At 41.2% G+C, this 26,980-nt stretch carries 29 protein-coding genes, 5 tRNA genes, 1 other RNA gene, 1 pseudogene and 1 riboswitch; of the genes and pseudogenes, 21 read left to right on the top strand and 15 right to left on the bottom strand.

Annotated features, from left to right (window positions below; genetic code table 11):
- The first annotated feature begins 434 nt into the window (after nucleotides 1-434).
- Complete coding sequence (locus MF4640_RS07515; RefSeq protein ID WP_078389147.1) at nucleotides 435-1,427, top strand: RDD family protein; 993 nt, start codon at nucleotides 435-437, stop codon at nucleotides 1,425-1,427.
- 52 nt (nucleotides 1,428-1,479) lie between these two features.
- On the opposite strand, the gene MF4640_RS07510 is transcribed toward MF4640_RS07515, so the two are convergent.
- The 4 genes from MF4640_RS07510 to coaD all read right to left on the bottom strand — a co-directional run bounded on the left by MF4640_RS07510 (nucleotide 1,480) and on the right by coaD (nucleotide 2,790).
- Nucleotides 1,480-1,556: transfer RNA gene (locus tag MF4640_RS07510), tRNA-Met, on the bottom strand.
- A 73-nt stretch (nucleotides 1,557-1,629) separates the two neighbouring features.
- Nucleotides 1,630-2,007: RNase P RNA component class A (rnpB, locus tag MF4640_RS07505), an RNA gene on the bottom strand.
- A 26-nt stretch (nucleotides 2,008-2,033) separates the two neighbouring features.
- Nucleotides 2,034-2,297, bottom strand: a complete 264-nt coding sequence (locus MF4640_RS07500; protein WP_004695536.1) for a YfhL family 4Fe-4S dicluster ferredoxin — start codon at nucleotides 2,295-2,297, stop codon at nucleotides 2,034-2,036.
- A 1-nt stretch (nucleotide 2,298) separates the two neighbouring features.
- Nucleotides 2,299-2,790 (bottom strand): pantetheine-phosphate adenylyltransferase, encoded by a 492-nt coding sequence (gene coaD, locus MF4640_RS07495; protein ID WP_004695534.1) that lies wholly within the window; start codon nucleotides 2,788-2,790, stop codon nucleotides 2,299-2,301.
- Nucleotides 2,791-2,931: 141 nt separating this feature from the next.
- Between coaD and smpB the strand changes: the two genes are divergently transcribed.
- On the top strand, nucleotides 2,932-3,408 hold the full coding sequence (smpB, locus tag MF4640_RS07490; protein WP_004695532.1) for an SsrA-binding protein SmpB: 477 nt from the start codon (nucleotides 2,932-2,934) through the stop codon (nucleotides 3,406-3,408).
- Between the two features lie 28 nt (nucleotides 3,409-3,436).
- Here smpB and MF4640_RS07485 read toward each other — a convergent pair whose 3' ends face one another.
- The 3 genes from MF4640_RS07485 to rluD all read right to left on the bottom strand — a co-directional run bounded on the left by MF4640_RS07485 (nucleotide 3,437) and on the right by rluD (nucleotide 5,933).
- Nucleotides 3,437-4,003, bottom strand: coding sequence for a flavodoxin family protein (locus tag MF4640_RS07485; RefSeq protein WP_078389146.1), 567 nt, complete (start codon nucleotides 4,001-4,003; stop codon nucleotides 3,437-3,439).
- Between the two features lie 106 nt (nucleotides 4,004-4,109).
- Entirely contained in the window at nucleotides 4,110-4,850 is a 741-nt protein-coding gene (gene pgeF / locus MF4640_RS07480; protein WP_078389145.1) for a peptidoglycan editing factor PgeF, read from the bottom strand.
- Nucleotides 4,851-4,880: 30 nt separating this feature from the next.
- Nucleotides 4,881-5,933: a 23S rRNA pseudouridine(1911/1915/1917) synthase RluD gene (gene rluD / locus MF4640_RS07475; protein ID WP_078389144.1), complete on the bottom strand. Its 1,053-nt coding sequence runs from the start codon at nucleotides 5,931-5,933 to the stop codon at nucleotides 4,881-4,883.
- Between the two features lie 71 nt (nucleotides 5,934-6,004).
- Between rluD and MF4640_RS07470 the strand changes: the two genes are divergently transcribed.
- Together MF4640_RS07470 and MF4640_RS07465 are read left to right on the top strand one after the other, a co-directional pair.
- Complete coding sequence (locus MF4640_RS07470; protein ID WP_078389143.1) at nucleotides 6,005-6,988, top strand: outer membrane protein assembly factor BamD; 984 nt, start codon at nucleotides 6,005-6,007, stop codon at nucleotides 6,986-6,988.
- Nucleotides 6,989-7,179: 191 nt separating this feature from the next.
- Nucleotides 7,180-9,075: a DNA primase gene (locus MF4640_RS07465; RefSeq protein ID WP_078389142.1), complete on the top strand. Its 1,896-nt coding sequence runs from the start codon at nucleotides 7,180-7,182 to the stop codon at nucleotides 9,073-9,075.
- A gap of 25 nt (nucleotides 9,076-9,100) precedes the next feature.
- Here MF4640_RS07465 and hemA read toward each other — a convergent pair whose 3' ends face one another.
- Nucleotides 9,101-10,384, bottom strand: a complete 1,284-nt coding sequence (gene hemA / locus MF4640_RS07460) for a glutamyl-tRNA reductase (RefSeq protein WP_078389141.1) — start codon at nucleotides 10,382-10,384, stop codon at nucleotides 9,101-9,103.
- 78 nt (nucleotides 10,385-10,462) lie between these two features.
- Here hemA and MF4640_RS07455 point away from each other — a divergent pair, with 78 nt between their 5' ends.
- From MF4640_RS07455 to panD, 11 genes are all read left to right on the top strand, one after another.
- Nucleotides 10,463-12,172, top strand: coding sequence for a hypothetical protein (locus tag MF4640_RS07455; RefSeq protein WP_078389155.1), 1,710 nt, complete (start codon nucleotides 10,463-10,465; stop codon nucleotides 12,170-12,172).
- 5 nt (nucleotides 12,173-12,177) lie between these two features.
- The gene (lolB, locus tag MF4640_RS07450; RefSeq protein WP_004695517.1) at nucleotides 12,178-12,759 is read left to right on the top strand and encodes a lipoprotein insertase outer membrane protein LolB; all 582 of its coding nucleotides are present in this window, start codon (nucleotides 12,178-12,180) and stop codon (nucleotides 12,757-12,759) included.
- A 10-nt stretch (nucleotides 12,760-12,769) separates the two neighbouring features.
- On the top strand, nucleotides 12,770-13,600 hold the full coding sequence (ispE, locus tag MF4640_RS07445) for a 4-(cytidine 5'-diphospho)-2-C-methyl-D-erythritol kinase (protein ID WP_078389140.1): 831 nt from the start codon (nucleotides 12,770-12,772) through the stop codon (nucleotides 13,598-13,600).
- A 1-nt stretch (nucleotide 13,601) separates the two neighbouring features.
- Nucleotides 13,602-13,676 (top strand) — tRNA-Gln (locus MF4640_RS07440).
- Nucleotides 13,677-13,704: 28 nt separating this feature from the next.
- Nucleotides 13,705-13,779: transfer RNA gene (locus MF4640_RS07435), tRNA-Gln, on the top strand.
- A 19-nt stretch (nucleotides 13,780-13,798) separates the two neighbouring features.
- Nucleotides 13,799-13,873, top strand: a tRNA-Gln gene (locus MF4640_RS07430).
- Between the two features lie 90 nt (nucleotides 13,874-13,963).
- A tRNA-Gln gene (locus MF4640_RS07425) sits at nucleotides 13,964-14,038 on the top strand.
- Nucleotides 14,039-14,074: 36 nt separating this feature from the next.
- Complete coding sequence (locus MF4640_RS07420; RefSeq protein ID WP_004695513.1) at nucleotides 14,075-15,028, top strand: ribose-phosphate pyrophosphokinase; 954 nt, start codon at nucleotides 14,075-14,077, stop codon at nucleotides 15,026-15,028.
- Nucleotides 15,029-15,129: 101 nt separating this feature from the next.
- Nucleotides 15,130-15,426 carry a 50S ribosomal protein L25 gene (rplY, locus tag MF4640_RS07415; protein WP_078389139.1) on the top strand — a complete coding sequence of 99 codons (297 nt, stop codon included), beginning with the start codon at nucleotides 15,130-15,132 and terminating at the stop codon, nucleotides 15,424-15,426.
- 18 nt (nucleotides 15,427-15,444) lie between these two features.
- A complete protein-coding gene (gene pth, locus MF4640_RS07410) occupies nucleotides 15,445-16,026 on the top strand; it encodes an aminoacyl-tRNA hydrolase (protein WP_004695508.1) in 582 nt (193 codons plus the stop codon).
- A gap of 143 nt (nucleotides 16,027-16,169) precedes the next feature.
- Nucleotides 16,170-16,550, top strand: coding sequence for an aspartate 1-decarboxylase (gene panD, locus MF4640_RS07405; RefSeq protein WP_004695506.1), 381 nt, complete (start codon nucleotides 16,170-16,172; stop codon nucleotides 16,548-16,550).
- Between the two features lie 63 nt (nucleotides 16,551-16,613).
- Here the strand turns inward: panD and MF4640_RS07400 are convergent, their stop codons facing one another.
- Complete coding sequence (locus MF4640_RS07400; protein WP_078389138.1) at nucleotides 16,614-17,216, bottom strand: GDYXXLXY domain-containing protein; 603 nt, start codon at nucleotides 17,214-17,216, stop codon at nucleotides 16,614-16,616.
- A complete protein-coding gene (locus MF4640_RS07395) occupies nucleotides 17,213-18,997 on the bottom strand; it encodes a DUF2157 domain-containing protein (RefSeq protein WP_078389137.1) in 1,785 nt (594 codons plus the stop codon). The genes MF4640_RS07400 and MF4640_RS07395 overlap by 4 nt, the downstream gene beginning before the upstream one ends.
- A 248-nt stretch (nucleotides 18,998-19,245) precedes the next feature.
- A riboswitch (FMN riboswitch) is annotated at nucleotides 19,246-19,408 on the top strand.
- 105 nt (nucleotides 19,409-19,513) lie between these two features.
- Here MF4640_RS07395 and ribB point away from each other — a divergent pair.
- Nucleotides 19,514-20,173 carry a 3,4-dihydroxy-2-butanone-4-phosphate synthase gene (gene ribB, locus MF4640_RS07390; RefSeq protein WP_078389136.1) on the top strand — a complete coding sequence of 220 codons (660 nt, stop codon included), beginning with the start codon at nucleotides 19,514-19,516 and terminating at the stop codon, nucleotides 20,171-20,173.
- 62 nt (nucleotides 20,174-20,235) lie between these two features.
- Here ribB and MF4640_RS07385 read toward each other — a convergent pair whose 3' ends face one another.
- Both MF4640_RS07385 and MF4640_RS07380 read right to left on the bottom strand, forming a co-directional pair.
- Nucleotides 20,236-20,850, bottom strand: a complete 615-nt coding sequence (locus MF4640_RS07385; RefSeq protein WP_078389135.1) for a LysE family translocator — start codon at nucleotides 20,848-20,850, stop codon at nucleotides 20,236-20,238.
- A gap of 82 nt (nucleotides 20,851-20,932) precedes the next feature.
- The gene (locus MF4640_RS07380; protein WP_078389134.1) at nucleotides 20,933-21,418 is read right to left on the bottom strand and encodes a DUF1289 domain-containing protein; all 486 of its coding nucleotides are present in this window, start codon (nucleotides 21,416-21,418) and stop codon (nucleotides 20,933-20,935) included.
- A gap of 180 nt (nucleotides 21,419-21,598) precedes the next feature.
- On the opposite strand from MF4640_RS07380, the gene MF4640_RS07375 reads away from it, so the two are divergent.
- From MF4640_RS07375 to MF4640_RS07360, 4 genes are all read left to right on the top strand, one after another.
- The gene (locus MF4640_RS07375) at nucleotides 21,599-22,531 is read left to right on the top strand and encodes a rhodanese-related sulfurtransferase (protein WP_078389133.1); all 933 of its coding nucleotides are present in this window, start codon (nucleotides 21,599-21,601) and stop codon (nucleotides 22,529-22,531) included.
- A 214-nt stretch (nucleotides 22,532-22,745) separates the two neighbouring features.
- Nucleotides 22,746-23,045 (top strand): hypothetical protein, encoded by a 300-nt coding sequence (locus MF4640_RS07370; RefSeq protein ID WP_010327316.1) that lies wholly within the window; start codon nucleotides 22,746-22,748, stop codon nucleotides 23,043-23,045.
- A 78-nt stretch (nucleotides 23,046-23,123) separates the two neighbouring features.
- A complete protein-coding gene (locus MF4640_RS07365; protein ID WP_078389132.1) occupies nucleotides 23,124-23,738 on the top strand; it encodes a DedA family protein in 615 nt (204 codons plus the stop codon).
- A gap of 22 nt (nucleotides 23,739-23,760) precedes the next feature.
- The gene (locus MF4640_RS07360) at nucleotides 23,761-24,174 is read left to right on the top strand and encodes an ABZJ_00895 family protein (protein WP_004695488.1); all 414 of its coding nucleotides are present in this window, start codon (nucleotides 23,761-23,763) and stop codon (nucleotides 24,172-24,174) included.
- 64 nt (nucleotides 24,175-24,238) lie between these two features.
- Here MF4640_RS07360 and MF4640_RS07355 read toward each other — a convergent pair whose 3' ends face one another.
- Complete coding sequence (locus MF4640_RS07355) at nucleotides 24,239-25,132, bottom strand: LysR family transcriptional regulator (RefSeq protein WP_078389131.1); 894 nt, start codon at nucleotides 25,130-25,132, stop codon at nucleotides 24,239-24,241.
- Between the two features lie 103 nt (nucleotides 25,133-25,235).
- Here MF4640_RS07355 and MF4640_RS07350 point away from each other — a divergent pair.
- Nucleotides 25,236-25,835 (top strand): annotated as a pseudogene (locus MF4640_RS07350) (LysE family translocator).
- 117 nt (nucleotides 25,836-25,952) lie between these two features.
- Here MF4640_RS07350 and MF4640_RS07345 read toward each other — a convergent pair.
- Both MF4640_RS07345 and MF4640_RS07340 read right to left on the bottom strand, forming a co-directional pair.
- Complete coding sequence (locus MF4640_RS07345) at nucleotides 25,953-26,477, bottom strand: YecA family protein (protein ID WP_078389130.1); 525 nt, start codon at nucleotides 26,475-26,477, stop codon at nucleotides 25,953-25,955.
- Nucleotides 26,478-26,547: 70 nt separating this feature from the next.
- Complete coding sequence (locus tag MF4640_RS07340) at nucleotides 26,548-26,757, bottom strand: PA3496 family putative envelope integrity protein (RefSeq protein WP_004982817.1); 210 nt, start codon at nucleotides 26,755-26,757, stop codon at nucleotides 26,548-26,550.
- Between the last annotated feature and the right edge of the window lie 223 nt (nucleotides 26,758-26,980).

The following is a 26,980-nucleotide window of genomic DNA, read 5'->3' as shown; positions in this document are numbered from 1 at the left end:
GTTGCCAAATGAATCACCTATCAACACTTATAGAACATGCAACAAAAACGATGCATGGCACAGCTCAACAAGATCCAACAACACTTACATCATGTTCAAAAAATTACCATCTGAACAATTTGAAGTTGCAATGCTAAATGCTAAAGCTATGCATTACGCACAGCTAAACTGAACAGAGAATAAAATTACAGGCTAAAAAAATAAATTTTTGCAGAATAATGTACTGCCTATATGCAGATCCAAAATAGCTTCCAAGGATTAAAATTGCAGAAGTATCAACTCAATATAAATAAAAAGAATCTCTTCGAATTATTGATTTCATCTCTACAATTCTGTAAAACAGCTCACTATTTAATAAAGTGATTAAAACTTTTTAATCACTGATTACTTTTAACATTAAAACCAATAATTTTATAACAGCATGAGTCATTATTTTGGATAATACAATTGAAAATGATGTATCACCTGATACACAACCTTATATTGCAGGCTTTTGGCGTAGAAGCTTCGCATTTATCATTGATGCTTTGCTCATCGGTGCTTTCTGTAACATTATCTCTAGCCTATTAGGTAAATTTCCTTATGAATACCCTATACTCATAACATTAATTGGTTATCTTTTCGTTGTTCTATATTTTACTTATTGCAATAGTGTTAACAATAATGGACAAACAATTGGCAAAATTCTTCAATCCATTAAAGTCGTCAAACTAGATCAGCAGTATCTCAGCCTATCCGCCTCATTTCTACGCTCGGCAATTTTATATGCCCCTTTCTGCTTAATGTCTTTTACGCTACTTTTTCACCCAGTATTGAATAGCATCTTTACGATACTATTAGGTAGCTTACTGATTTCTATACTTTATTTATATATTTTTAACCGAAAAAATCGCCGCTCTATTCACGACTATCTAGCCCACACAATTGTCATAAAGAATGGGAGTGAACCCAAGACTATTTCTACAACATGGAATGTACATTTTTACATCGCGACTATTTTAGTTTTAATTTTTTCAGGGTTACAAGTTTGGAACAGTATTACAAGTGATCAAGACTATATTCCTATTTCCTTACAAAATCTAAAATTTAAGGAATTAAGCCAATTTGATTATGGTTATCTCATCCTGCCTAAAAATGAGGAAGGTATAAATCCAACTCAACATTATTATTTAGCCACGATTACCGATCCTAATTTACTCAATAATCCAAGTTATGCTGAAGAATTTGCACAATATATTTTCAAATTAGAACCACGTCATCGTGCAAAAAATCTAGAAAATTATGTTCAACTCACCGCTCGCTATCAGTTTGGCTTAATTTCAAAAAAACGTTCTTCCACCTATTTAATTGAAACAGATAATCAGCAGAAAATTACTGCTCAGGAAGTTTCTTCACAACAACAAACGCAAATTGGGGGTGGATATTAAGCCCAAAATAAGGATAAAAAAAGACCACGTTTTGGAACGTGGTCTATAAAAATGGTGGCTATGACGAGACTTGAACTTGTGACCCCCGCATTATGAGTGCGGTGCTCTAACCAACTGAGCTACATAGCCGTAAACTGTGCGCGCATTATGTGGTTTTCTCACCAGTACGTCAAGTACCTTGCGCGCTTAATTGATCAAAATTTGTTGAAGTGAGCCGATAAGCCGGGTTCTGTCGAGAACGATCATTCCTCTAGGCGTACAATCACTCATACGCTCAAGCGACCTACCCGGATCCAGCATGGGCCATGCCTAAAGGATCCCTATTTGGTCTTGCTTCCGGTGGGGTTTACCATGCCATGAACTGTTACCAGCCATGCGGTGCGCTCTTACCGCACCCTTTCACCCTTACCTTCGATTTCGATTGCTCGAAACCATAATGAAGGCGGTCTACTCTCTGCTGCACTTTCCGTCGGCTCACGCCGCCCAGGCGTTACCTGGCACCTTGCCCTATGAAGCCCGGACTTTCCTCCCCTGCTTCAATCACGGAGATCTCCACAGCAGCGATCGTCTGGCTCACTTCGAGGCGCATAGTATCAAATCTTAGACTTAATTGCTTGCGCTTTTTTGAGCAATCAGCTTTTTATATTTATCCATGAGCTCATCCTCAGTTTCCGCATGATTAGGATCCAGCGGAATACAATCCACTGGACAGAACAATTGACACTGGGGTTTATCATAATGTCCGATACACTCTGTGCATAAGTCTGGATTGATTTCATAAATCAATTCCCCCATGAAAATGGCTTCATTGGGACACACAGGTTCACAAACATCACAATTGATGCATTCATCGGTTATATATAAAGACACGCTACCAACCTTGTTGATGTTTACGTTCAAAAGCAGCAACCACCGCTTGCGGTACAAACTTGGTCACATCACCTTTTAAACGTGCTATTTCACGAATCAACGTCGATGAAATAAATGAATACTGCTCTGACGGCGTTAAAAATACCGCCTCAAAGTGTGAATCAAGTTGACGGTTCATATTGGCTAACTGGAACTCGTATTCAAAGTCAGACACTGCACGCAATCCTCGCAGTACAGCCGTTGCCTTTTGTTCACGGAAGAAGTTCACCAACAAACCATCAAAACCTACAAACTCAACATTATCAAGATGGCTTAATGATGCTTTGGCCAAGCTCACACGCTCTTCTAAACTAAAGAGAGGGTTTTTATGATGACCAATGGCAATGGCTACCACCACTTCATCAAACATACGTGATGCACGTGTAACCAAATCAATATGACCATTGGTAATTGGATCAAAAGTCCCCGGGTAAATGACGCGAGTTTTAGACATCCATTTTTACTCTGTTGATTTTGTAGAGCCATATTTTAGCAAAAACTTGTTTTATAGGTGAAGAAACTCCATAAATTTGAAAAAACTTCACCTTAACCCTGCTTTAAGGCACAATAGGTACATTGTTGGAAGTAATTGATTATGGCGAAAGCAACTGTAGTTAAAAAAAATACCAGCGGGACGATTGCACAGAATAAACGTGCACGTCACGACTATTTTATTGAAGAAAAATTTGAAGCTGGCCTGTCACTGCAAGGCTGGGAAGTGAAATCATTACGTGCAGGTCGTATGACGCTGTCTGAGAGTTATATCACCTTTAAAAATGGCGAAGCTTTCCTGTTCGGTGCTCAGATTCAGCCTTTACTCAGTGCATCTACGCACATTGTTCCTGAAGCGACCCGTACCCGTAAGTTACTGTTGAATCGCCGTGAACTCGATAAGTTACTCGGCGCAGTGAATCAGAAAGGTTATTCGTGCGTTCCACTTGTGGCTTATTGGAAAGGGCCACGTGCGAAATTAGAAATCGCTTTAGTGAAAGGCAAACAGCTACATGACAAACGTGCCACGGAAAAAGACCGTGACTGGCAACGTGATAAAGCCCGTATTATGCATAAATAAAAAAAACCTCCCATGTGGAGGTTTTTTATTAATAATCAGCTTTTAGCTCGACCAAATATTTTCCGAACTTTCGAGCAGTTTCCAAGTCACCTTCGGGTGGGGTTATTTCAATACTGGCGTTGTCTGACTGAGTCATCAAACCTAAAAAGCTCGACATCCGATTAATATCGTGTTGGCTACGTCCTGTCGGCATAAACGGTAAACCCGCCCACAACATACCATGCTGCATAGCAAATAAATTAATCTGTTGTAATACCGCCAGTTTATCGCCACTTAAGCCACCGCCATTGGTGAAGCCTGCAGCCAGTTTTCCTTGCCAAGCCCGTGCTAACCAACGCTTAGAAGAATCTTCCATAAACTGTTTAAGCGCTGATGTAAGACTGCCCATATACGTTGGGCAACCCATCACAATAATATCGGCCTGATCTAACAAGTCCCACTGTACTGCAGCAACCGAAATCAAATGCACATCAGCACCCGCCTGCTCTGCACCTTGTGCAATATACTGAGCGACTTTCGCCGTATGACCATAGGCGCTATGATAAACCACACACACATGAACAGGTGTAGCAGAAACAAGATCAGGTACAGACATGGTAGTTTTTAAGAGCAAAGAATTGAGCTAAGTTTAACACTTCCACTCGCTGAGTGGGGAGTAAGTGCAAGGATTAAAACAGCCAAGCACTTCATCAAAAGCCAAACTATTGCATAAACACGAATGTCGCCATACGCCCAGTTTTGGCATGACGGCGATACGAAAAATATTCATCAGACTGGCTAAATGAACACTGATCACCACCAGAGACTACTTCAATACCGTGCTGTTTTAGAATGAATTTTGCGATTGCATATAAGTCAGCATAATACTTTCCAGCTTGCTCACCTGTTTGAAATGCAGACTCAAGCTCAGCATACTTTGAACAAAAGGCTTCTTTTACTTCCGCCCCAATTTCAAAACAAGGTTGGCTAATGGCCGCGCCCAACCAAGCCCATGTCGGCTGAGTGTTCATACTGGCAATGGTATTTTCAATAATACCATGCGCCAACCCACGCCAACCTGCATGCAAATTGGCCACTTCAGTTCCATCTACATTGCCTACAACCACTGGCAAACAATCGGCTGTCATCATCATCAGGGCATGCTTCGGGCGCTGCGTCACCAAACCATCCCCTTCTTGAGCATCAAAGTCAATTTGCTCATTCACTACACGGCAAATGGTGCTATGGGTTTGTGTCATCCATGTGATTTTATCGACCCCATAGCCTGCAAACTCTTCGAGCAAGATCATACGATGCTGTTGCACACGTGCAGCATCATCCTGTACGTGCAAAGCCAAGTTAAAGCCTTGCAGTTCAGTTTGAGTAGTCTCTAAAGCACGATCATGATGCACACGGGTTTGCCCCACAAAAACACCTGCCGGAAGTCCTTGAACAAATTGCATATACTGTCCTTATGATGATTCATCTATAACTTAATAGGCTTTGTTTTCCGTACGAAGTACATCAACCAAGGTCGCCAAGTCTGCTGGCCACGGCGCTTTAAACAACATTTCTTCACCTGTACGTGGGTGTTTCAAACCTAGCTCTGCTGCATGCAAGGCTTGGCGTCTGAAACCACGTAAAGTCTCATCTAAAAGTTCTGTTGCACCTGCGGGCACGCGCACACGCGGCATATACACAGGATCGCCAACTAAACCAAAACCAATATAACTAAAATGCACACGAATCTGATGCGTACGTCCAGTTTCAAGACGAGCTTGGATGCGGGTGAAATGTTGGAAGCGCTCTTTCACGTTGTAGTGTGTTACAGCATCTTTACCGCCTGGCAATACCGCCATTTTGACACGATCTACAGGGTGACGTTTAATCGGTTCATCCACCGTGCCACCAGCAATCACATTGCCATACACAATCAGGTCATAAACACGGTAAACCGTTTTTTTCGCCAATTGCTTGCTGAGTGAAAATTGTGCTTCTAAGTTTTTCGCAACGACCAACAAACCAGAAGTATCTTTATCAATACGATGCACCAAACCCGCACGAGTCAGTTCTGCCGATTTTGGATAGTGATGCAATAATGCATTTACCAACGTACCTGATGAGTTGCCCGCACCTGGGTGAACCACCATACCAACAGGTTTATTAACAACAATAATGTCGTCATCTTCATAGACAATATCCAGTGGAATATCTTCAGGCAGACTACGAGTTTGAGCTTCTAACTCAACGTCAAGGGTTAACAGTTCAAATCCTTCACATTTATATTTCGGTTTGACACTGTTACCATTTACCAACAAATGGCCTTCTTTTAGCCACTGTTTGAGTTTTTCACGCGAAAAGTCGCTCCAAATCGTTGCTGCAACTTGGTCTATACGTTGTCCGAGATAAGTTTCATCCAATTGAAATTGCAACGATAAACGTGTTGCAGTAGAGCTTGAAGTATGGTTATCTGCATCCTCAGAATCTTCAAGTAAATTGAAATCGGTTTCAGGGAAATTTGGATCGGAAGATTGTGCTTGAGCCATTTGATCATTCAAATAAAAGTGATTTAATAGCGCAATTGTAGCTCATTGCCCGTATTAACAGAGGAATTTTTATGTCGCTACCACATTATAAAATGACAATGCTTGCTCTAACGATTGGCATTGCATCTGCAATGGTAGGCTGTAGCAGCAATCCCAAGAAAGAAGTGGTAGATACCGGTCCACAATCGAGTGAACAGGTTTATATTCAAAAAGCAGAAAAAGCACTGCAAAGTGGTCAATATACCGACGCTGCAAAACACTTAGAAGCATTAGATACCTATTACCCTACAGGTGAATATGCACAACAAGCTCAACTTGAGCTGCTCTATGTGAAATTTCAGCAGAAAGATTATGAAGGTGCGATTGCACTGGCTGATCGTTTCATTCGTTTGAACCCTCAGCATCCAAACGTGGACTATGCCTACTATGTACGTGGCGTAGCCAATATGGAACAAAACTATGATGGTTTGATTCGTTATACTTCTTTAAAGCAAGCACATCGCGATGTGAGCTATCTTAAAGTGGCGTATCAAAACTTCGTAGACTTTATTCGTCGTTACCCTTCAAGCACTTATGCTGTAGATGCTGCACAACGCATGAAGTTTATCAGTAATGAGTTGGCTGAAAGCGAAATGAATGCAGCACGCTTTAATATCAAACGTAAAGCATGGGTCGCAGCACTAGAGCGTGCTCAATGGGTGATTGAACATTATCCACAAAGCCCTCAAGTGCCTGAGGCTTTAGCAACTGTTGCTTATTCGTATGACCAATTGGGCGACAAGCAAACTGCGCAACAATATACCGATGTCTTGAAACTAAATTATCCAAATTTAGTGAAATCGAATGGTGAAGTGAACTTACGCGCTGCACGTAAAGAAGCAAGTTGGGTCAACCGTGCGACTTTAGGTGTGTTTGGTCGTGAAGAACAAAACAGTTCTGAAGAAAAAATCGAACAACCCAAACAAACAGCAGAACGCAGCTTTACCAATCGTGTCAGCTTCGGTTTACTCGATCGCCCTGAAACAAATCAAAACATCAATACTGAAACCGAATAATTCCTCTGAAATATTCGCTATTTTAGAAAGGGCAAGTTATCATACTTGCCCTTTTGTTTTGTGCGATTTCCGCTTGATCAAAACGCTTAAAAGGTATACAAAACAATCTAGATTCGATGGTTTTTTGCATTTTAAAACCTCCATCTCTGCTTCTTTTCACGGTTCAAAACATCAGCGACTGACGATTCGACATGGCTATTCCTCAACACACCATTGACCAAATTTTAGATCGGACCGACATTGTCGACCTGATTGGTCAACGTGTGAAACTTAAAAAGTCAGGTCGCACCTATTCAGGCTGTTGTCCGTTCCATCAAGAAAAATCACCATCTTTTCACGTGTATCGTGACAAACAGTATTTCCACTGTTTTGGTTGTCAGGCCAATGGTAATGCCATTCGTTTTTTAATGGACATCGACAGTCGTAGCTTTATTGATGTGATGAAGGATTTGTCGAGTCAAACAGGCATCGAACTTCCCAAAGACAACCGTGACTCAAAAAAACTGGTGTATAAGCGTGAAGCTAAACCTGTCCAAAAACCACAGGTCGATGCCACTGAAGCCAAGAAAACTGAGCCAGCTCTAGCACAACCTGAGTTTCAGATTGAGCATGATCCTTTTGCTGAATTTCAGTCCATGGAGTACCAAGAAGGTTACGCTGATTTTGATACCTTCGAGGGCTTCAACACTGCCCCCGTTCAGGAAGGTAACTTATACGACCTGTTAGAAAATATTGCGCAATACTATGAACAACAACTACCGCATAGTCGTGCTGCTCAGCAGTACTTTAAACAGCGTGGACTCAGCCGAGATACTATTGCGTATTGGCGTTTAGGTTATGCACCTGAGGACTGGCAACACTTAGAAAAAGCCTTCCCGCAAGATATCGAAGGCTTAAAGCTACTCGGACTGATTCGTACCAGTGACAATGGTCGTGACTTTGACTTGTTACGGGATCGCGTCATATTTCCGATTCGTGATGCCAAAGGTCGTGTCGTGGGCTTCGGTGGTCGTGCTCTAAATGACGAAATTAAGCCCAAATACATCAACTCACCAGACTCTGAGGTATTTCATAAAAATCAATTGCTTTATGGTTTATATGAAGGCCGTAAACAAAAAGCCCAAGACTGGCTGATGGTCGAAGGCTATATGGATGTGATTGCGCTACAGCAGTATGGGATTGCAGGTGCTGTGGCGACCTTAGGAACGGCCAGTAACACCGAACACTTAAATATTCTGTTTAAACAAAACAACCGTATTACCATTGCCTTTGATGGTGACGTGGCTGGACAAAAAGCGGCTCGCCGTACTTTAGAAATTGCATTACCTTTGCTCAATGATGGTCGCGAGCTGAAGTTTTTTGTTTTACCGAATGATCATGACCCTGACTCACTGATTCGTCGCGAAGGTATTGAAAACTTTAATAAACTGCTTCAACAGGCCCCATTGCTGTCAGACTTTGTTTTTGCACATCTGACGCAGAACCATGACATTAGTAGCCCTGAAGGTAAAAGTCAGGTCATGAGTGAGTTACGTCAACTGACGGACTTATTGCCCAAAACAGGCTCTTTCCGTTATTTGCTGAATCAATCCTTCAAAGAAAAACTCGGTTTTGGTCGTCGCTGGACACCTCAAGTCAGCAACGATGCCTCGTTGTCTTTTAATATTCGCACCAAAGATGAAGACTTCGCCCTCGCCGTTCTGATCCATCATCCGTTTTTGTATATTCACTTTGAAACTCTACGCGCCTATTTACCTGAAGATGAACTTTTAGCGCATGTGCTACAAGTCTTAGATGGTATTTTTGATGATTTACCTGATGACCAAGAACTGGCAACCTATTATGTTTTGGGCGCGTGTAGCCGTTATGCCAATGCGATTGCCGATATTATGCAGCGCACCAATATTGAAGAACTAACCAAAACACCAGAACTGGCGGATAAACTGGCCAGTGAATATGCCCTTTCGCTTGAAGAAAAATATTTAAAACTTAAACTTAAAGCCCCAAATTCATTAATTGAGACACGAAATTTAAAACATAAACTCTTTGAACTGACCAAAAAAATAGGCTTAAGACTGATTACTTAAACCTATTGCATTTTTATATTTAGATTTACTTTTTAGTTTTACGACGTTTAGTAACAGTCTCATTTAAACACGTTTGCATTTGTTCAAAATGACTCGGGTCTTCTGATTTGGCTGCTTCACGCAGCATAATCGAGGTTGGATGTAGCAACTTCTGCGTCAAACGATGTGCAAACTCTTGCATCACCCTTTCAGGCTTTTCTCCTTTCGCAATCCGTGCCAGCGCTAGATCTAATTCTTCTTGTCTTAACTGTTCACCTTGCTGACGGTAAGCATAGATTGTTTCACCTGCGAGATTAACCTTCTGCTGGGTCACCAACTCGGTTGCTAATTGGTTGACCATCACCTCTGCTTCAACCGCTGCCTGACGACGCTGAGCAAGGTTTTCATCAATCACCGACTGCAAATCATCTACGCCATATAAATAGACGCCATCCAAACTTTCCACTTTCGGGTCGATATCACGCGGAACAGCCAAATCCACCATCAACATTTGTTGATAACGACGCTTTTTTAAGGCCGCTTTGACATCTGGATAATGAATCACTTGATGTAAACTACCCGTACAACTGGAAATGACATCTGCACGCGCTAAGTTATTGGCCAACTGATCAAATTCAATGATTTCAACATCTACACGATGGGCTATTTCTTGAGCCAAAGTTTCAGCCCGTTCACGAGTACGGTTACAAATGAGGATTTTTGCGACTCCCATTTCAGCCAAATGTTTCGCCACTAAGCTATTCATTTCGCCCGCAGCGACCACCATGACCGTCAACTTCTCAGGCTTACTAAACACTTGTAATGCAAGCTGAGCCACCGCGTAGCCCATCGATACGGCGTGAGTACCTACAGCCGTTTCAGAGCGGACGCGTTTCGCCGCATAGAAAGCATATTCAAAAATTCGGTTTAAATGAGGAGAAACAGTATGAGCCGTCTTCGCTAGAGATAGTGCAGATTTAACCTGCCCCAAAATTTGCGGTTCACCAAGCATGAGTGAATCTAAACCGCTTGCAACACGCATTAAGTGAGTCACAGCCTGCGCATTTTCATAACGGTATACATGATTCAACAATTGTTTAACATCTATGCCATTTGCTTGGGCGAGCCAGTTCAATACCATATCTGAGTTTTCAGACATGGCATACACTTCTGTTCTGTTACACGTAGACACCACCACCATTTCATTTAAGTCTTGGTTTTGGCCTTGTTGCTCAAGCAGTTGCGTTAACTTTTCAGGGTTAAATGCAATTTGCTCACGCAATTCTACGGAGGCGGTTTGATGGTTGACACCCAATGCAAAGAAAGACATATCAGATCATCATTTCGCTAAATTTATGCTATTGTGCAATAACGGTGTCATAAAAAGCATTACTTGGATCAAGAAAAATTGCGTCAAACACATTGCCGACTGAGCGGCGCGAGAATTAAGCAATATTCTACCACATTCTTACTCGTCGGTAGCATGGCATCTAGTGCTCATCTTAGAGCAGCTGGAGATTTTTCGCTATCTAATTATGATGCAATTCAACAAAGTATGATTGCCGAATTTGCACTGGCTTACCAAGACAGCGCGACTGCCTTGCACAACTATACTGTGCTGGCGATTAAAAGTAATTCCACCACCATTAAACAGCGCGCTTTAAATATTGCCCTTGAACAAAATGATTTGCATGCCGCACTCGACATTGCAACGCATTGGGTGGTACAAGAGCCCACCGATGTTCCAGCATTATTTTATTTGTCGCATATTGCACTCAAAGCACATGAATATGAGCTTGCGGCTGAAACGCTCGATAAGATTCTCAATATTGATGCCAATGCTGATTTAGAGCAAATCCTTGCGGGAATTGCCCCTGAAGAACCTGAAGATCAAGAAATTCTCATTCAAGCGTTACGTTCGAGTAAGGAGCGGAACAATCCCTCTATTTTGGCATTGATTGCAGGTTTAGAGGCTCAAAATGGCCAGCTTGAACAAGCCCTGACCACCATTAATAAAGCCCTAAAAAAGCGCGGAAAAGTCACAGGCTACATCCTGATGAAAGCCAACTTACTCAGCGCACTCGGTCAAGAGGAAGAAACCCGTAATTGGTATGCGAAATCGAGTCGTAAACACCGCGACAATGTCGATATCCGTTTAGCAGAAGCCAAATATCTGATTAAAATTAATGCGTCGAATGAGGCCTTAACCAAGCTTGAGAGCCTGATTAAAAAATGGCCTAACCAAGAAGAAGCCTTGTTTATTGCGGGGTTAACCAGTATTGATTTAAAGAAGTACGAAAAAGCTGAAAAATATCTGGTTGAACTACGTAATTCGGCTGAATATCAAAATGAAGCCTATTACTATCTAGCAGTGAATGCTGAACGAAAACAGCATTTTGAAACAGCCAAGGCCTACTACCGTCTAGTCGATGGTAGTCTGTATACCGTATCGCGTCGTAGCCTCATCAGTATCTATACTCAGCAAAACAAACCCAATGATGCTTTACGCTTCTTAACCCAAGAACGGGTGAACTACCCACAACATGCAAGCTTCTTGTATCAGGCGCAAGCCGATATTTTAAAGCGCATGAATAACAAAGCCGCAGCCATGCGACTGTTAGATGAGGCGATTAAAAACTTACCGGATGATCCTGAACTGATCTATTCTGAAGTGCTAATGCTGGATGCACACACGGATAAAGACAAACTTGAAAAGTTGCTGAATCAACTGTTAAGTATCGAACCCAATAGCCCAACCTATCTCAATGCTTATGCATACACTTTAGCCTTGCAAAACAGACGCTTAGATGATGCACGTAGATTTGTTGAACATGCTTTAGAATATGCCCCTGAACAAGCCTCCATCTTAGATACCTTAGGCTTTATTTGTTACTTACAAAATGACTTTAGCACTTCAGCCAAAGTCTTAGAAAAAGCCTACCTTATCAGTGGTAGTGTCAACATTGGCGTGCGTTATGCGCGTTCAGTCTATATGCTCGGTGATCTGCAAAAATTCTCCACTGTGTTACAACAACTCAAACAAAAACACCCAAATGATCCTCAATTGGATCAACTAAATACTTTATTGTTACCCCAACAACTGAAAAAGAGCTCATAGTTTTTATGCGTATTTTCTCAAATCTGAGCTTAAGCTTACTTGCTGCAAGTAGCTTGGCACTAACAGGCTGTCAACAATTTACCAAACCACAGCTTGACCCAAACACCATACAAACCGAATCTGATCAACACTTTAGCTTACAAGGTAAAATTGGGGTGCGTACGCCTGAACAGACAGGCAGTGCTTTTTTCACATGGGTACAACAGCAACAAGAGTTTGATATTGAGCTCAGTGGAATTTTAGGCGTTGGTAAGACGCAAATTACCGGTCGTCCAGGTGAAGTTAGCCTGAATAGTGCTAAAACTGGCCTCATCCAAGCTGAAACTCCTGAAGAACTTTTAAAAACAGCAACTGGTTGGCAGGCGCCCATCACCCATTTAGTCAATTGGGTTCAAGCCAAACCCGCAACAGTTCAAGCACAAATCCAACGTGACAGTGCCAAACGCGCAGTACAGATCATTGAAGATGGTTGGAGCGTTGAGCTGAGCTATAACGAGCAAGCCCATATGCCAAATCGGCTGATTTTAAAACAAGCACTTGAAAATGGTGCAGAAAACCGTATTACAATGGTCATTCAAAACCGCTAGTTATCTCGTTATGATCCGTGTCCCTGCCCCATCAAAACTGAATTTGTTTTTACACATTACGGGTCGTCGTGAAAACGGCTACCATGAACTGCAAAGTATTTTCCAGTTGATCGATCTGTGTGATTGGTTAGAGTTTGAACTCCGTACAGATCAAGAGATTCATATTGAAGGCTTAAACAGTGTCGATTTGAGTCAAAATTTGATTTATAAAGCGACACAGATACTTCAGCCGTATGCACAAACAGCTATTGGTTTATCCATTCATCTTGAAAAAAATATTCCGATGGGTGCAGGCTTAGGTGGTGGTTCATCGGATGCCGCGACGACACTAATCGTGGTCAATCAACTGTGGCAGTGCGGGCTAAATACTGAACAATTAGCCGACTTGGGTGTTCAGTTAGGCGCAGACGTTCCCATCTTTGTCCATGGTCGCAATGCATGGGCTGAAGGCATAGGTGAGCACTTAACATTCATAGACTTAGATCAAAAACAATACATTGTGTTAAAACCTGATTGTTTTATCAGCACTCAATTGCTTTTTTCACAAAAAACATTGACAAGAAACACGAAGAGCTCTAAATTTTGCGCCTATCAGTTAAAGCCATCTGATTTTGGAAATAATTTTGAGCCTTTGGCGAGAAGTTTATATCCAGAAGTAGATGAAGCGATGCAATATCTCGACCAGTTCGGTGTTGCAAAACTTACAGGTACAGGTGCTTGTGTTTTTGCTGAAGTAACGAGTGATATGAACATTGATGATGTTCTTGCAAATGCACCATGTAAAGCTTACTTGGTCAACAGCTTGAATGAATCACCAATAAGACATTTCCACGTTACCTGATAGGGGTATCGCCAAGTGGTAAGGCACCGGTTTTTGATATCGGCATCCGTTGGTTCGAATCCAGCTACCCCTGCCATTTTATTTCACCTGTAGATGACTGTACTAGGGGTATCGCCAAGTGGTAAGGCACCGGTTTTTGATATCGGCATCCGTTGGTTCGAATCCAGCTACCCCTGCCATTTTACAGTAATCAAATTTAGGGGTATCGCCAAGTGGTAAGGCACCGGTTTTTGATATCGGCATCCGTTGGTTCGAATCCAGCTACCCCTGCCATTTTCCAAAAAAGACAGAACAACACTTTGCTGTTCTACTGTTAATTTACCTTGACAGAAAGACGCAAAAATATTAAAGTTCTGCCGCATTAGGGGTATCGCCAAGTGGTAAGGCACCGGTTTTTGATATCGGCATCCGTTGGTTCGAATCCAGCTACCCCTGCCATCTAATTCCTAAATTGCCAACCGCCAAGGGTGCTTCATGCCCAATCTTGTCGTTTTTAGTGGATCTGCACATCCACAATTCGCCCAAAAAGTCGTAAGCCACTTGCACATCCCTTTAGGTGCTGCATCTATTGGTCAATTTTCTGACGGTGAAATTGCTGTCGAAATTACTGAAAATGTTCGTGGTAAAGACGTATTTATCGTACAACCTACTTGTGCCCCAACGAATGATAACCTAATGGAAATCCTCGTTATGGCTGATGCTTTGCGTCGTGCAAGTGCTGGTCGTATTACCGCAGTGATTCCTTATTTCGGTTATGCGCGTCAAGACCGTCGTCCTCGTTCATCACGTGTTCCAATTACTGCAAAAGTTGTCGCAGATATGCTGACAACTGTAGGAATTGACCGTGTGGTAATGATCGACCTTCACGCTGACCAAATCCAAGGTTTCTTCGATATCCCTGTAGACAACATCTACGGTACACCAGCGCTTTTAGCTGACCTTCGTCAACAGTCACATGATAACCTCATGGTGGTTTCTCCTGACGTTGGCGGTGTCGTTCGTGCACGTGCTGTTGCTAAGCAAATGGGCGATATTGACCTTGCTATCATCGACAAACGTCGTCAAAAGGCAAACGAATCACAAGTCATGCACTTGATTGGTGATGTTAAAGGCCGTGACTGCGTCATCGTAGATGACATGGTGGATACTGCAGGTACGTTATGTAAAGCTGCTGATGCATTGAAAACATTTGGTGCGCGCAAAGTGGTTGCTTATGCAACTCACCCTGTTTTATCAGGTAAAGCTATCGAAAACTTGAAAAACTCTGTGATTGATGAATTGGTTGTTACAGACACCATTCCTCTTTCTGAAGAAGCTCAAGCTCTTGGTAAGATTCGCCAAGTTTCAGTTGCGAGTATGGTTGCTGAAACAATTCGTCGTATTAACAACGAAGAATCTATTAGCGCAATGTTTGATTCTTATCTATAATATAGCGCTGAATTTTAAAAGCCCTGCCCAGTGCAGGGCTTTGTCTCACTAGGTCGGTCGCAGATCTAGTTTATTTAAAACTTAAATTAAGGATGTCTATCATGGCAAACTTCGTATTAAACGCTCAAGCGCGTGAAGCAGCTAACCAAGGGAAAGGTGCGAGCCGCCGCCTTCGTCACGCTGCTCAAGTTCCAGCTATCATCTACGGTGGTACTGCTGAACCTGTAGCTGTTACTTTAGAACTTCGTGAGCTTGTTAAAGCTTTAGAAAACAACGCTTTCTTCGAAGAAGTTGTTGAAATCAAAGTTGGCGACAAAGTTGAAAGCGTTAAAATCAAAGCGTTACAACGTCACCCAGCTAAAAACACGCCTATGCACGCTGACTTCGTTCGCGCATAAGTGTTATTGGTGTAATTAGTGTCAAATATTTCACTGATTGTTGGTTTGGGCAACCCAGGTTCTGAGTATGCCCAAACCCGCCATAATGCAGGCTTTTGGTTTGTTGAACGCCTTGCAGAACAATATGGCATTACGCTTAAAAAAGACCCAAAATTCAATGGAATGAGTGGGCGTGGTAATATCGAAGGTCAAGACGTCCGTCTGCTATTACCCACAACCTTTATGAACCTTGTTGGTAAAAGTGTTGTTCCCTTCGCAAAATTCTACAATATTGCTCCAGAAGCAATACTGATTGCTCACGATGAACTGGATATGAACCCTGGTGTCATTCGCCTAAAAACAGGTGGTGGTCATGGTGGTCATAATGGTTTACGTGACATAGTCCCTCATATCGGTCCAAACTTCCATCGCTTACGCATTGGTATTGGTCACCCCGGTTCAAAAGAACGTGTTTCAGGACATGTCTTAAGCAAAGCACCAAGCAATGAACAAAATTTAATGGATGACGCAATCCATCACGCATTGGCTCGCACTAAAATGCTAGTGAATGGTGAGATTCAGCCTGCCATGAATCAAATCAATGCTTACAAACCAAACTGATAAGTCAAAAAAATGTTGAACCATGCTGCTTGCCATACTGTCATTTTAAAGGCAAAATGCGCTTGCCTGATTGCTTATCCAGCAAGTTCAGATTGATTCAACCATAAGATAACGATCTTAGGTCCACTCAGGAGACGCTAGCCATGCTATCTCGTTTATTAAAAGCAAAAATCCACCGTTGTGTTGTTACTCAAGCTGAACTTCATTATGAAGGTTCATGTGCAATCGATGGTCTTTTATTGGATTTAGCCGGTATCCGCGAATATGAAGAAATTCACATGTGGAACGTGACTAATGGTAAGCGTTTCAGTACCTATGCAATTCGTGGTGAAGAAGGTTCTGGCATCATTTCAGTCAATGGTGGTGCAGCACATCAGGCCGATGTAGGCGATTTAATGATTATTGCGACATTTGGTGATTTTACAGAAGCTGAAGCAAATGCACATAAACCACGTTTAGTTTATGCAAATCCAGACAATACTGTAAGTCACATGGCAAACTGTATTCCGGTACAAGTGGCTTAAGCCCAATAGATTAAAAAATCCGCTGCGTGCGGATTTTTTTATGAGCAGAATAATGCAATTGGATCAATTCTGAGTAGCACGAAACCCGCTCAACCAATCTCGTTTGCTCTCGCAGCCTAAATCTTGTAGCTGATCACCTTTCAATGCCGTGAGTATCGCATTGCCCTGCTCATCGACTTTAAACTCAGCATATTCTGCCTGCTGATAACAATCCGCTAAACCTTCTGCAAACAAAAAACTTCTCGACGCAGGATAAAGCCCGCTATAGCGATTATTCGGGTTTTGTAAAATCAGTCGAGCTGTACGAACATTTTTCGGCAACTCAAAATAGCTATGTATCACGCGCCTCTGTGAATCGAGTTCAACATAAGTGAGCACCGAAGATTTGTTCTTAATCACTTCATCAAAATAATGACCTGAAAAAATCTGATCTTCTTGATTGCTGTTGGCTTGGCTGGTACTTTCTGGACTCAAATGCTGAGGCGCAAAATAAAGTTGATAATTCAGCGCCATATAATCCCCCTGAATAATCGAACGCGGGTCTACAGGTTGCAAACGCACATACATGGTTTGACTATTGTTTAAGTGCCATTCATTTTTAAAAATTAAGCCTAAAAATACCGCGATGCTGAGTAATGCCAAAGCAAGAGTAATCATTCTCTTCATATGTCGAACTCCTCTTTTTGCTTAAATAGCATCAAGCTCAATGTCAGCAAGAGCAACATCAGACCTGACAAGAACATACTTAAACTTTTAATTAGAAAGGTCACGTCAAGGGAATAATATAAAAATCCTAAAATTAAAGCGAAAGTTGCCAACGCAAATCCATAGATCACTTTATCTTGTGTTTTTAATGCCCATGAAATGATGGCCAAACAAATAAAAATATCGAAATGACCATAAAAAATCAGCCCTACTGCCAAAGCAGTCAAAATAAAATGCGCAAATAAATGAAACTGCTTTTGAATATGTAAAAAGACAAAAAGTACAAACCATAAAATCGGTAGGCCAAAAGCCAATATAGGAATGTGCTCAATTTTCGCTAATTCGTATTTCCCAAATAAAGTATAAAAACCCATAGAAAATAGAATAATCCCAAGTGCAGAAAGTAATAAACTGCGTTGATATTCAGTTGGCTGTATGAATTTTATGACCAAAATTCCCAGATAAAAAACATAATTCCAAAGTGCTAGATAAACAAAATTTTCAACAATATTACGCCAACTGAGATGTGCATTAATATCCCAAATACACGCCACACCTGCTGCATATAAACCCAAAATTTGAACAAAAACAAAGAACCAATGTGTACGCATAAAATAGGCGAGTGCAAGCATCACCAATTGTAAAAATAGAATAGGTATAATTTGATTCATCAAATCAACGGTGTGAAAAATCACCGCAATTTGTCCTGCAACCCAGAGACAATAAGCAAATTGTCTTAAAAACAAGCTTTTTTTAGCTTTCAACAAGTAAGCCGCCAAAGCCACAAAAACAAGGCCCATAAGCAAAGAGAAATTTCCCCAAAAGGTCAACATCAGCGTTGCAAAGACGATACCCGCAATCCAAGCTCCCACAGCAAGTGGAATAGCATTGAACCGACTATGCGGAATAAATTTAATCAACATGTAAGTGATGAAAGCAAACCACGCAAAAATAATCAGTGCGATAAAAAATAATTCAAAAATTTCATTCTGACCAAACCACTCCGTCACCGCCTTCACAATGATCATGGTAAAGCTAATGCCCAAGCCAACGGCTGAAAGTGCACTACACAACTGATCTTTATTTTGATAATAGTAAGCCAGTGAAATGCCCAACAAGAGAAAAGACACTGTGAAATAAAGAATGCTTTTATCCGCATAGAGGTACATCGCCATATGCCAAACCGAGAGAATGGCAAACCACAGCAAGAATAAGTAACGGAGTTTCGAATAATATTTATTGCAGAAATAGAATTGAATCAGTGCAAATGCATGAATACTGATTAAGAAAAGATCTGGATATTGATCTCCCCAAAAGGTTTGGATAAAAAATAGAAACAATGCCAATTGGCTGGTAATACATAAAAGGAAAAATACACCGATATTCGGATGATATAACCACGGTAAAAGCAGCACAGACCAAAATAGAAATAATAAATAGCTGTCAGCACCCGTTTGATAAATTTGACCAATCACAGCCAGACTTAAACCAATCATCAAACCACAGATACTATGTAAACATTGCACTAGAAAATCATGTTTTGTCAGCCACAAGCTGCAAACCGCACTAAATAACAATAACAACTGAGGAATAGCCAGCTGAATATTCTGTGGCAACATAAACCAATTAGCAGCAACCAAATACAACATACTGACCGCGATGAGGGTAAAACCAAAAACTTGCAGATGCTTTATGAAGGATTCAGCATTCCAAGGATAATCATATTGTTGAATTTTGATCAATCCCAATTCCTCACTCTTATTTTTATCTTCATTATTTAAAAGGATTCAACCTAGAAAGGCTATACTCATTTAAGTTATGCCCTTTATTTTGGGCATTCATTTTGAAACCTTATACCTATACTAAGTTAAATCATGCAAAGAGATTGTTGATCTTTAGCAAAGCTATAGCAAAAATTGTTCTATGTATAAAACTGATCATTCTAAAACGCCCCCTGTTTTTCTAAATATTTAGCACTATAATGGAGTTACATCGCTTCAGGGCGGGGTGCAATTCCCCACCGGTGGTAAGTTCAGTTGAATGACTCAGACTGAATCAGCCCACGAGCCAGCCAAGCAGAAATCATCTATTTGGCTCGCAGATTTGGTTCAATTCCAAAGCCGACGGTATAGTCCGGATGAAAGAAGACGACGTGACCAATAGAATCTCAGGTGCAAACCTGTGAGGATTTATTGCTACGCCAATTTTTCAAAGTCCTGAAATGTTCAACCGTACTTCAATTTTACGCGAGCGTTTCAATGTCTAGTTTGATTCAACCCGAAATTTTCTTTTCAGCCCTTTCTCCAGCTGAACAACGTATCCAACAAGCTTTAGAAGATATCCGCCAAGGCAAACCTGTTTTGGTGATGGATGACTTTGACCGCGAAAACGAAGCCGACCTCATTGTGGCTGCCGAAACTCTCACTGTCGAAACGATGGCACGCATGATTCGTGATGGCTCTGGCATTGTCTGTTTATGCCTGACCGATGAACTGGCCGATCACTTAGACCTTGTGCCTATGGTGTCAGATAACTCAAGTCAGTTTAAAACAGCATTCACTGTGACCATTGAAGCCGCAACAGGCGTGACTACAGGTGTATCTGCACAAGACCGCACTACCACAGTTAAAGCAGCGATTAAAGATGGGGCAATTGCCAGCGACTTAAACCGCCCTGGTCATATATTCCCTCTTCGTGCGCGCCAAGGCGGTGTACTCACCCGTCGTGGTCATACCGAAGGTACTATTGATTTAGCACGTTTAGCAGGCTTGAAGCCAGCAGGTGTCTTGTGTGAACTGACCAATGCCGATGGGACTATGGCCTCTGGCATTCAAGTGTTGGCATATGCACAAACGCATCAGTTGACTGTGATCACCATTGAAGAATTGGTGCAGTATCGCATTAAACACGGAGTCTAATTTTTAGGCTCCCGATCAAAAAGCCTCCATGTTGGAGGCTTTTTGATGCAGCACCATCAGCATCAAGCAAACACAGTATAGATACCGTAGAGTGCAATGCTGACCAATATCGCACCACAAACGCCTAACAACTTATTGTACAAAGCGGACTGCGATAGTTTATTAAAACCCAAATAAACCAAAGACAACGTGCTGAAGTCTAGAATAATCCAGAGAATGGTCAACAGTACAAGGCTGATATCGACATCACTGGTTACCCCAATGAATTGTGGGAAAAATGAGGCAAAGAAAATAATATCCTTCGGATTCGAAATACCCACTAAGAAACCTTGCTTAAAGCCCCCCTGCACCGGCTTTAGTTGCACAGGCGATGTTTCTGTTTCTTGTGCAATGGCTTCTTTTAAAATTTGAAAACCAAGATAGGCAATATATACACAGCCTAAAATCTTGATCGCATTTAACCAATGCTCTGCAATGTTTAAAAAGCCTTTTAAGATGAGTACAGACAATATAATAAGAACCAAAGAGGCTAAATTCGTCCCAAAAATGGTTTTTAAGGCTTGTTTATACCCACCTTTTAGACCTGCACTGGCAACCAACAACATCACTGGGCCAGGTGTTGCAATCATGACCACCACAGCCGTACAGTACAACACCAGCTCAAATACATTCACCATCGAAAAAACCCTTTCCCCCAGTCACTCTCGCAAATAGCTTAGGTATGCGGAGTATTCTTTTTCTATATCAAACCAAGAGGACTTATTCGTCCTCTTCCATATGGATGAGATGTTGTCGAATTGCGTCAGCACGCAAAAATGCCAAATCATAACTGGCTGTAGCAAGTGCAAGAACACGGCGTTCAAACTCTTGCCAAATCGGTTTCACTTGCTGCGCTTGAATGCCTAAACCACTTTCTTCGGTAAAGTTCTTATTTTTTTCACATACTTTTAACGCATGATAAAGCTTCCGCCCTTTTGATGCATCGGGACGTAAACGAACGCGTTTAGATAAAACAAAAGCTTCTACCTGCTGCACATCAGCAAAAGGTAACATAGGCACTAAAATTTGATCTAGTTGTGCATCTAAGCGTTGCCAAACTGAACGATGCTGCTCCGAAGTGTAGGTGTTCCACTGAATCACTTCATGATTAAAACGACGACAACCACGACACACAGAATCACCAAATACCGTTGAACAACGCCCTGCACATGGGGTCAAAGAGGCAATTCGACGATCTGTACTCAAAACATACTCCTGTTAATAAACGCACCAAAACAAAACGGATTTTGTCTTTGGCAACTGAATATACACGCTCCCCTACCACTTGAGAAGCCATTTAAAATGTTTACTTATCTCGCATCTTGATTCAATTCCATGTAAAATGTGCGCCTTAAAATTATCTATCAAAATACATTGGAGTACTCCATGAACGCTACTGTAGAACAGCTTGCACCTGTAGAACAGCAAGCGACGACTGGTTGGGTTGTTGCCGCACTTTATCAATTCAAAGAAGTTCAAGATCCTGCTGATCTTCAACAACGTCTTTTAGACTTGGTAAAAACCATCAACCTGTGTGGTACTCTGATTGTAGCGGGCGAAGGTATTAATGGTACAGTTGCAGGCGACCGTGCCGCGATCGATATGATTCAACAATTCCTTCTGAATGAAGGTTTTAACGAAATGGAATATAAAGAGTCTGACAGTGCAGACAAACCATTTCGTAAAATGAAGATCAAACTTAAAAAAGAGATCGTGACTTTAGGCGTTGAAGTAAAGCCACGTGATTTAGTCGGTCACTACCTTGACCCGAAAGAATGGAATGACCTGATTGCTCGTGATGACGTCATTTTGATCGATACTCGTAATGACTATGAATACAAAGCCGGAACATTTAAGGGTGCTATTGACCCGAAAACAGAAAGCTTCCGCGAATTTCCAGAATACGTTAAACAAAACCTTGAACAGCACAAAGATAAAAAAATTGCGATGTTCTGTACAGGTGGTATCCGCTGTGAAAAATCGACCTCTCTTCTTCTTCAAGAAGGTTTCAACGAGGTTTATCACTTAAAAGGCGGCATCTTAAAATACTTAGAAGAAACCCCTGCTGAACAAAGCATGTGGGAAGGCGAATGTTTCGTTTTTGATGGTCGTACTGCTGTCACTCATGGTGTTGAGGAAGGCCTTAACATTAAGTGTCATGCTTGTGGTTGGCCACTTCTTCCTGCTGAAGCAGAAGAACCTAGCTATGAACATGGTGTGTCATGCAAATACTGTATCGACAACACCACAGAAAAACAAAAAGAAGGCTTCCGTATGCGCCAGTCACAAATTGCTGCGGCTAAACGTAAACGCCTTTAAAATCATTCAGATGATTTAAGTCAAGAATAAGCCCTCATTTGAGGGCTTATTCTTTTATGCAGTTCGCGTTTTTTAAAAATATTTAACAATTTTGTCACAATATTGAACTCAATCTGAGTCATACTGTATAAATAATAAGCTAAAGTGGTGCCCTGAAGGTCTCCACATAACAATAAAAATGAGATACCTAAACGACGAAAATAGGATGATTGCCATGCATAAAATAATCATGCCACGCCATCGCACACTGATTCGCAATGCCGCAGCAAACCGGATCGAGCAATATCACAGTACCAGCTTCAACCAAATCAAAGCCAAGCTTGAACAGCGCACGCATTTATTTATCGTGGTTTTGGGCATGTTGATTGGTTCAAGTATCGCGCTCGGCATTGGTTACCATCTAAGCTCAAATCTTTTAAATTATACATTGCTCAGTTTAATCCCAGTTGCGCTGGCCTATAGCTTACGTAAAGTCTATATTCACACGCTAACCCATACCCGTTTCGATGAATAGAAAACAATACATTTCAATTCTTTACCCACATGCGATAAGTCCTTAAGATAACTTATCGCATTTATTTTTATGGTCTATATGAACCTCACTGCATGGATCATCTCCGTCATGGAACAATTGGGTTATTGGGGAATAGCCTTACTCATGTTTCTTGATAATGTTTTTCCGCCCATTCCTTCTGAAATTATCATGCCTTCGGCAGGTTATGCCGCATCACAAGGCGAGTTGGTTTTAATTGGGGTCATTATTGCAGGATGTATTGGTTCACTCTTTGCCGCAGCAGTGCTGTATTGGATCGGCTATCAATTTAAACAAGAGCATATTTTCAGATGGGTCGACCGCTATGGTAAATATCTGTTTATCAAATCTGCCGATGTGAAAAAATCCTTAGATTGGTTTGAGCAGTATGGTCACCGTATTGTATTTTTTGGTCGTATGATTCCTGCAGTGCGTTCACTGATTAGCATCCCTGCGGGGATGAGCCGTATGCCCTTTTGGAAGTTCATGTTTTATAGTGGACTCGGTACAATTATCTGGACAACATTTTTAGCAACAGTTGGCTATTACTTTGGTGAAAACCAAGCACTGATGCATCAAATTTTTAGCAAAGTCGGTTATGTCATTATTGCCATTGTCGCTGTGATTATCCTTTGGTTTTTATATCGCAGGCATTTGCGTAAAACACGCAGCTAATTTATTTATTTTGGGGAAATACATGAAACACTATTTACTGCATTTTGCGGCGGTATATAGCATTGCTTTGGTGCTGTTAATCACTGTACTGGTCTTTGGTCTAAACCTTGGAGGTTTAACCTTAATTCCGACATTAGTGGCTTGTGCACTGATTAGTGTCGGACACTTTGTGAAAAAAGAACACCGTGTTCCAAACAATCATGAAAAAATTCAACTGGTTTGGGGCTCAAGTGCTGTCGCAATTATCATTGGTAGTTTCTTTGTACTATTTTTAGTGCTAATGAACCCCAATGCTGAAGCGATTATGAAATCAGTCGATAATGCTGGTATTGGACTCACCGCTGTCGTTATGCTGTGTATGGTCGCGATTCATGGCGCTATTTTTCATATTGCCTATGGTTGGTACGCAGACTATTGTTTTAAAAAGTTACCATAAAAAAGCACCTCATTTGAGGTGTTTTTTTTATGCTTGATAGATAACAATCAAATGCCGCACGTGATTAGTGCTTTTGGGCGGAAAGTACCATTAACTTTGTTTGGCTGGCTCTCATTTCTTCAATCAACCAATCTTTAAAAATGACTTTATGCGGATCATCCTCAAAAGGAGATGCGGAAAGTAAATAATAAGCAGAGCCATCTTGCACAATCGGGGTAAGCATGTCTAACATTTGAAAATCGAGCTCTTTTTCAACCATATAAGCTGAAACTACTGTTGCACCCAACCCTGCTAAAGAAGCCTCTATACACAAATAGAAATGTTCCAACGCTACTCTTTGAAAGTGCTTAAACTGCGCTTTATATGCATCCTTAAATTGTGTCCAAATTTTAGGTCTTGAGCTTGAAATAAACAGCTGAGACATCGGGGCTAAATGCTTATGACGCGATACACAAACCATATGCTCATCCGCCATTTTTTCACTATAAATGGCCTTGCCCCAGTCAAAATCATTACGTCTGAGAGCCAAGTCAATGTTTTGCACTTTAAAATCCGCTTCTCCACCCGCTGTTAACAAACTGATATCAATCTCAGGGTAACGTAGCTTAAATTGAACCAAGCGCGGAATCAGCCATTTCATGGCGATGGTCGGTTCACAGGATAAGATTAAGGCCTTCTTCTCATTCTTCTTTTCTTTTGCCATCTGTACGAGACATTGGTCAATCTGAGGAAAGACCTGCTCACAACAATCAAACAGTGTTAGACCATCCCCCGTCAGCTGTAACTTTTTGCCGTCACGAATAAATAAACGACGCCCCAGTGCCTCTTCCAAATTTTTTAACTGCTTACTGACCGCCCCTTGAGTGACAAAGAGTTTTTCAGCAGCGATGGTTACACTGTCATAACGGGCGACATAATAAAAAAACTTAAGAGAATTCAGTGACACACGCTCAATCATTCCAAAAACTCATCGATAGGAAAGAATTAAAATCGATTTTCACTATAGCAAATATATGAAAAATATATAAATCCTTTAATTCAATCCGAACAAGGATCAATGAGTGAATGAAATTATAGCGATTGTAGTTATCACCCTACTTGCAGTCATCAGTCCTGGTGCTGACTTCGCCTTGGTCAGCCGAAATAGTTATCTGTATGGGCGTAAACAAGGGATCTATACCGCATATGGTATTGCCTGTGCTGTATGGATACACATTAGCTATAGCGTACTGGGGCTCAGTTTCTTAAAGCACTACATTCCGAACCTATTGCATATCATTCAGTATATTGGTGCGCTGTACCTGATGTATATCGGGTACAAAACATTTACCCAACAGCTAGTGACCATGCCAATCATACTTTACTGCATCCACGGCAAGCATTTATACAAGGTTTTCTTGGCAACAGCTTAAATCCCAAAACTACGCTATTTGTGATGAGCATCTTTGCACAGTTACTGCGAGGCAATCATGGTCTAACACATTTAATCGGTTATGGCATGTTTATCTCGGTCAGTCATCTACTGTGGTTCTTGCTCATTTCACTATTCTGCTCTACCCCAGTGATCCGAAATAAAATTTTACGTAAACAAGTGAGCATTAACCGTGTCATCGGTACCGTACTTCGCAACTTTAGGACTTTGCTTATTTCTCACAAATTAAGCATGAGTGGTACCTGCGTTTAAACCCTAAAATTTGGGCATAAAAAAACGTCCTCTAGAGACGTTTTTTTATTTGCTTGCCAATGCCTGCTTCGCTGATGTCACGACACAAGAACAATTATGCTGGCGTATGATACATGAGATAAAGTTCGTTTAAGTTCTCTGGAATTTCTTCTGCAAGCTCATCCATTAACTGACCGTTACGACGGAAAGTTTCCATTTGCGGATCTTCTTCATCAATCCCACTAAATACCATAATTGGTAAAGTAAGATCGACCAATTGCTCTTCAAACTCAGGCATGAACCATGCATCTTCATTGAGGAACATTGCATCGACAAAACCAACGCTCCAATCCCCTAGACTTGACTCAACATCTGCCTCTTCAATTTCAAAAGGAAATTCAATCCCTTCTTCATTGGCAAGGTTTTGACGAATAGACTCAAGCCAAGCTTTCACTTGCGCGATGATCTCGGCAGGCACTTTCTTTTGATTATTATCAAAAAGTTCATCCAACCATTTTGCAAAAGTAGGACCAACTGCAATTGCACACAAGAAACCATGAGTCGCTGCAAAATCTAGACCATACTCATTTTGGTCACCATCTAGATATTCACTCAATAAGTCTAAATCTAAAGCACTCATTTCAAATCCAAATTCAGAAACTGATTAGGGCATTAGCATAGCATTTTCAGACACGATGCTACATCTGATTTTAGTCTTCTTCGTCGTCAAAATCGTCGTCATCGTCGATGTCGTAATCAAAATCTTTAAGCTCACGTTCCAAACGGCGCTGTGCAAGAAGGTCATCAATCAGGCGACGTTTTTCTAATGATTCTTTCGCACTAATTTTACTTGATGACTCATCAAAATTAACATCATCATCAGCGTAGTTATCATCTAGTTCAAAATCTGTAGAAGACACTAAAACTACCTCATAGTGAAAAAATGTGAAGGGTCTTAGCCGCTATTTATATGGGTTCCAGAACCTTGTCAAGTTTTATTTGCATTTAGAGCAATTAATTTGATTTTTAGTCTTTATTTCTAACCAATTTTTATGGCATGATATAATCCACCCTGCGTCTTTGTAGTTTACGACTTTAAATGGTCACATAAAATTCAAATCTTTCAGATTTCAAATTTAGGTT

The organism is Acinetobacter sp. MF4640 (genome assembly GCF_002018895.1).
Classification (GTDB): Bacteria; Pseudomonadota; Gammaproteobacteria; order Pseudomonadales; family Moraxellaceae; genus Acinetobacter; species Acinetobacter johnsonii.
The sequence above is the reverse complement of the archived record's forward strand: the minus strand, read 5'-3'. Positions and strand labels throughout refer to the sequence as shown.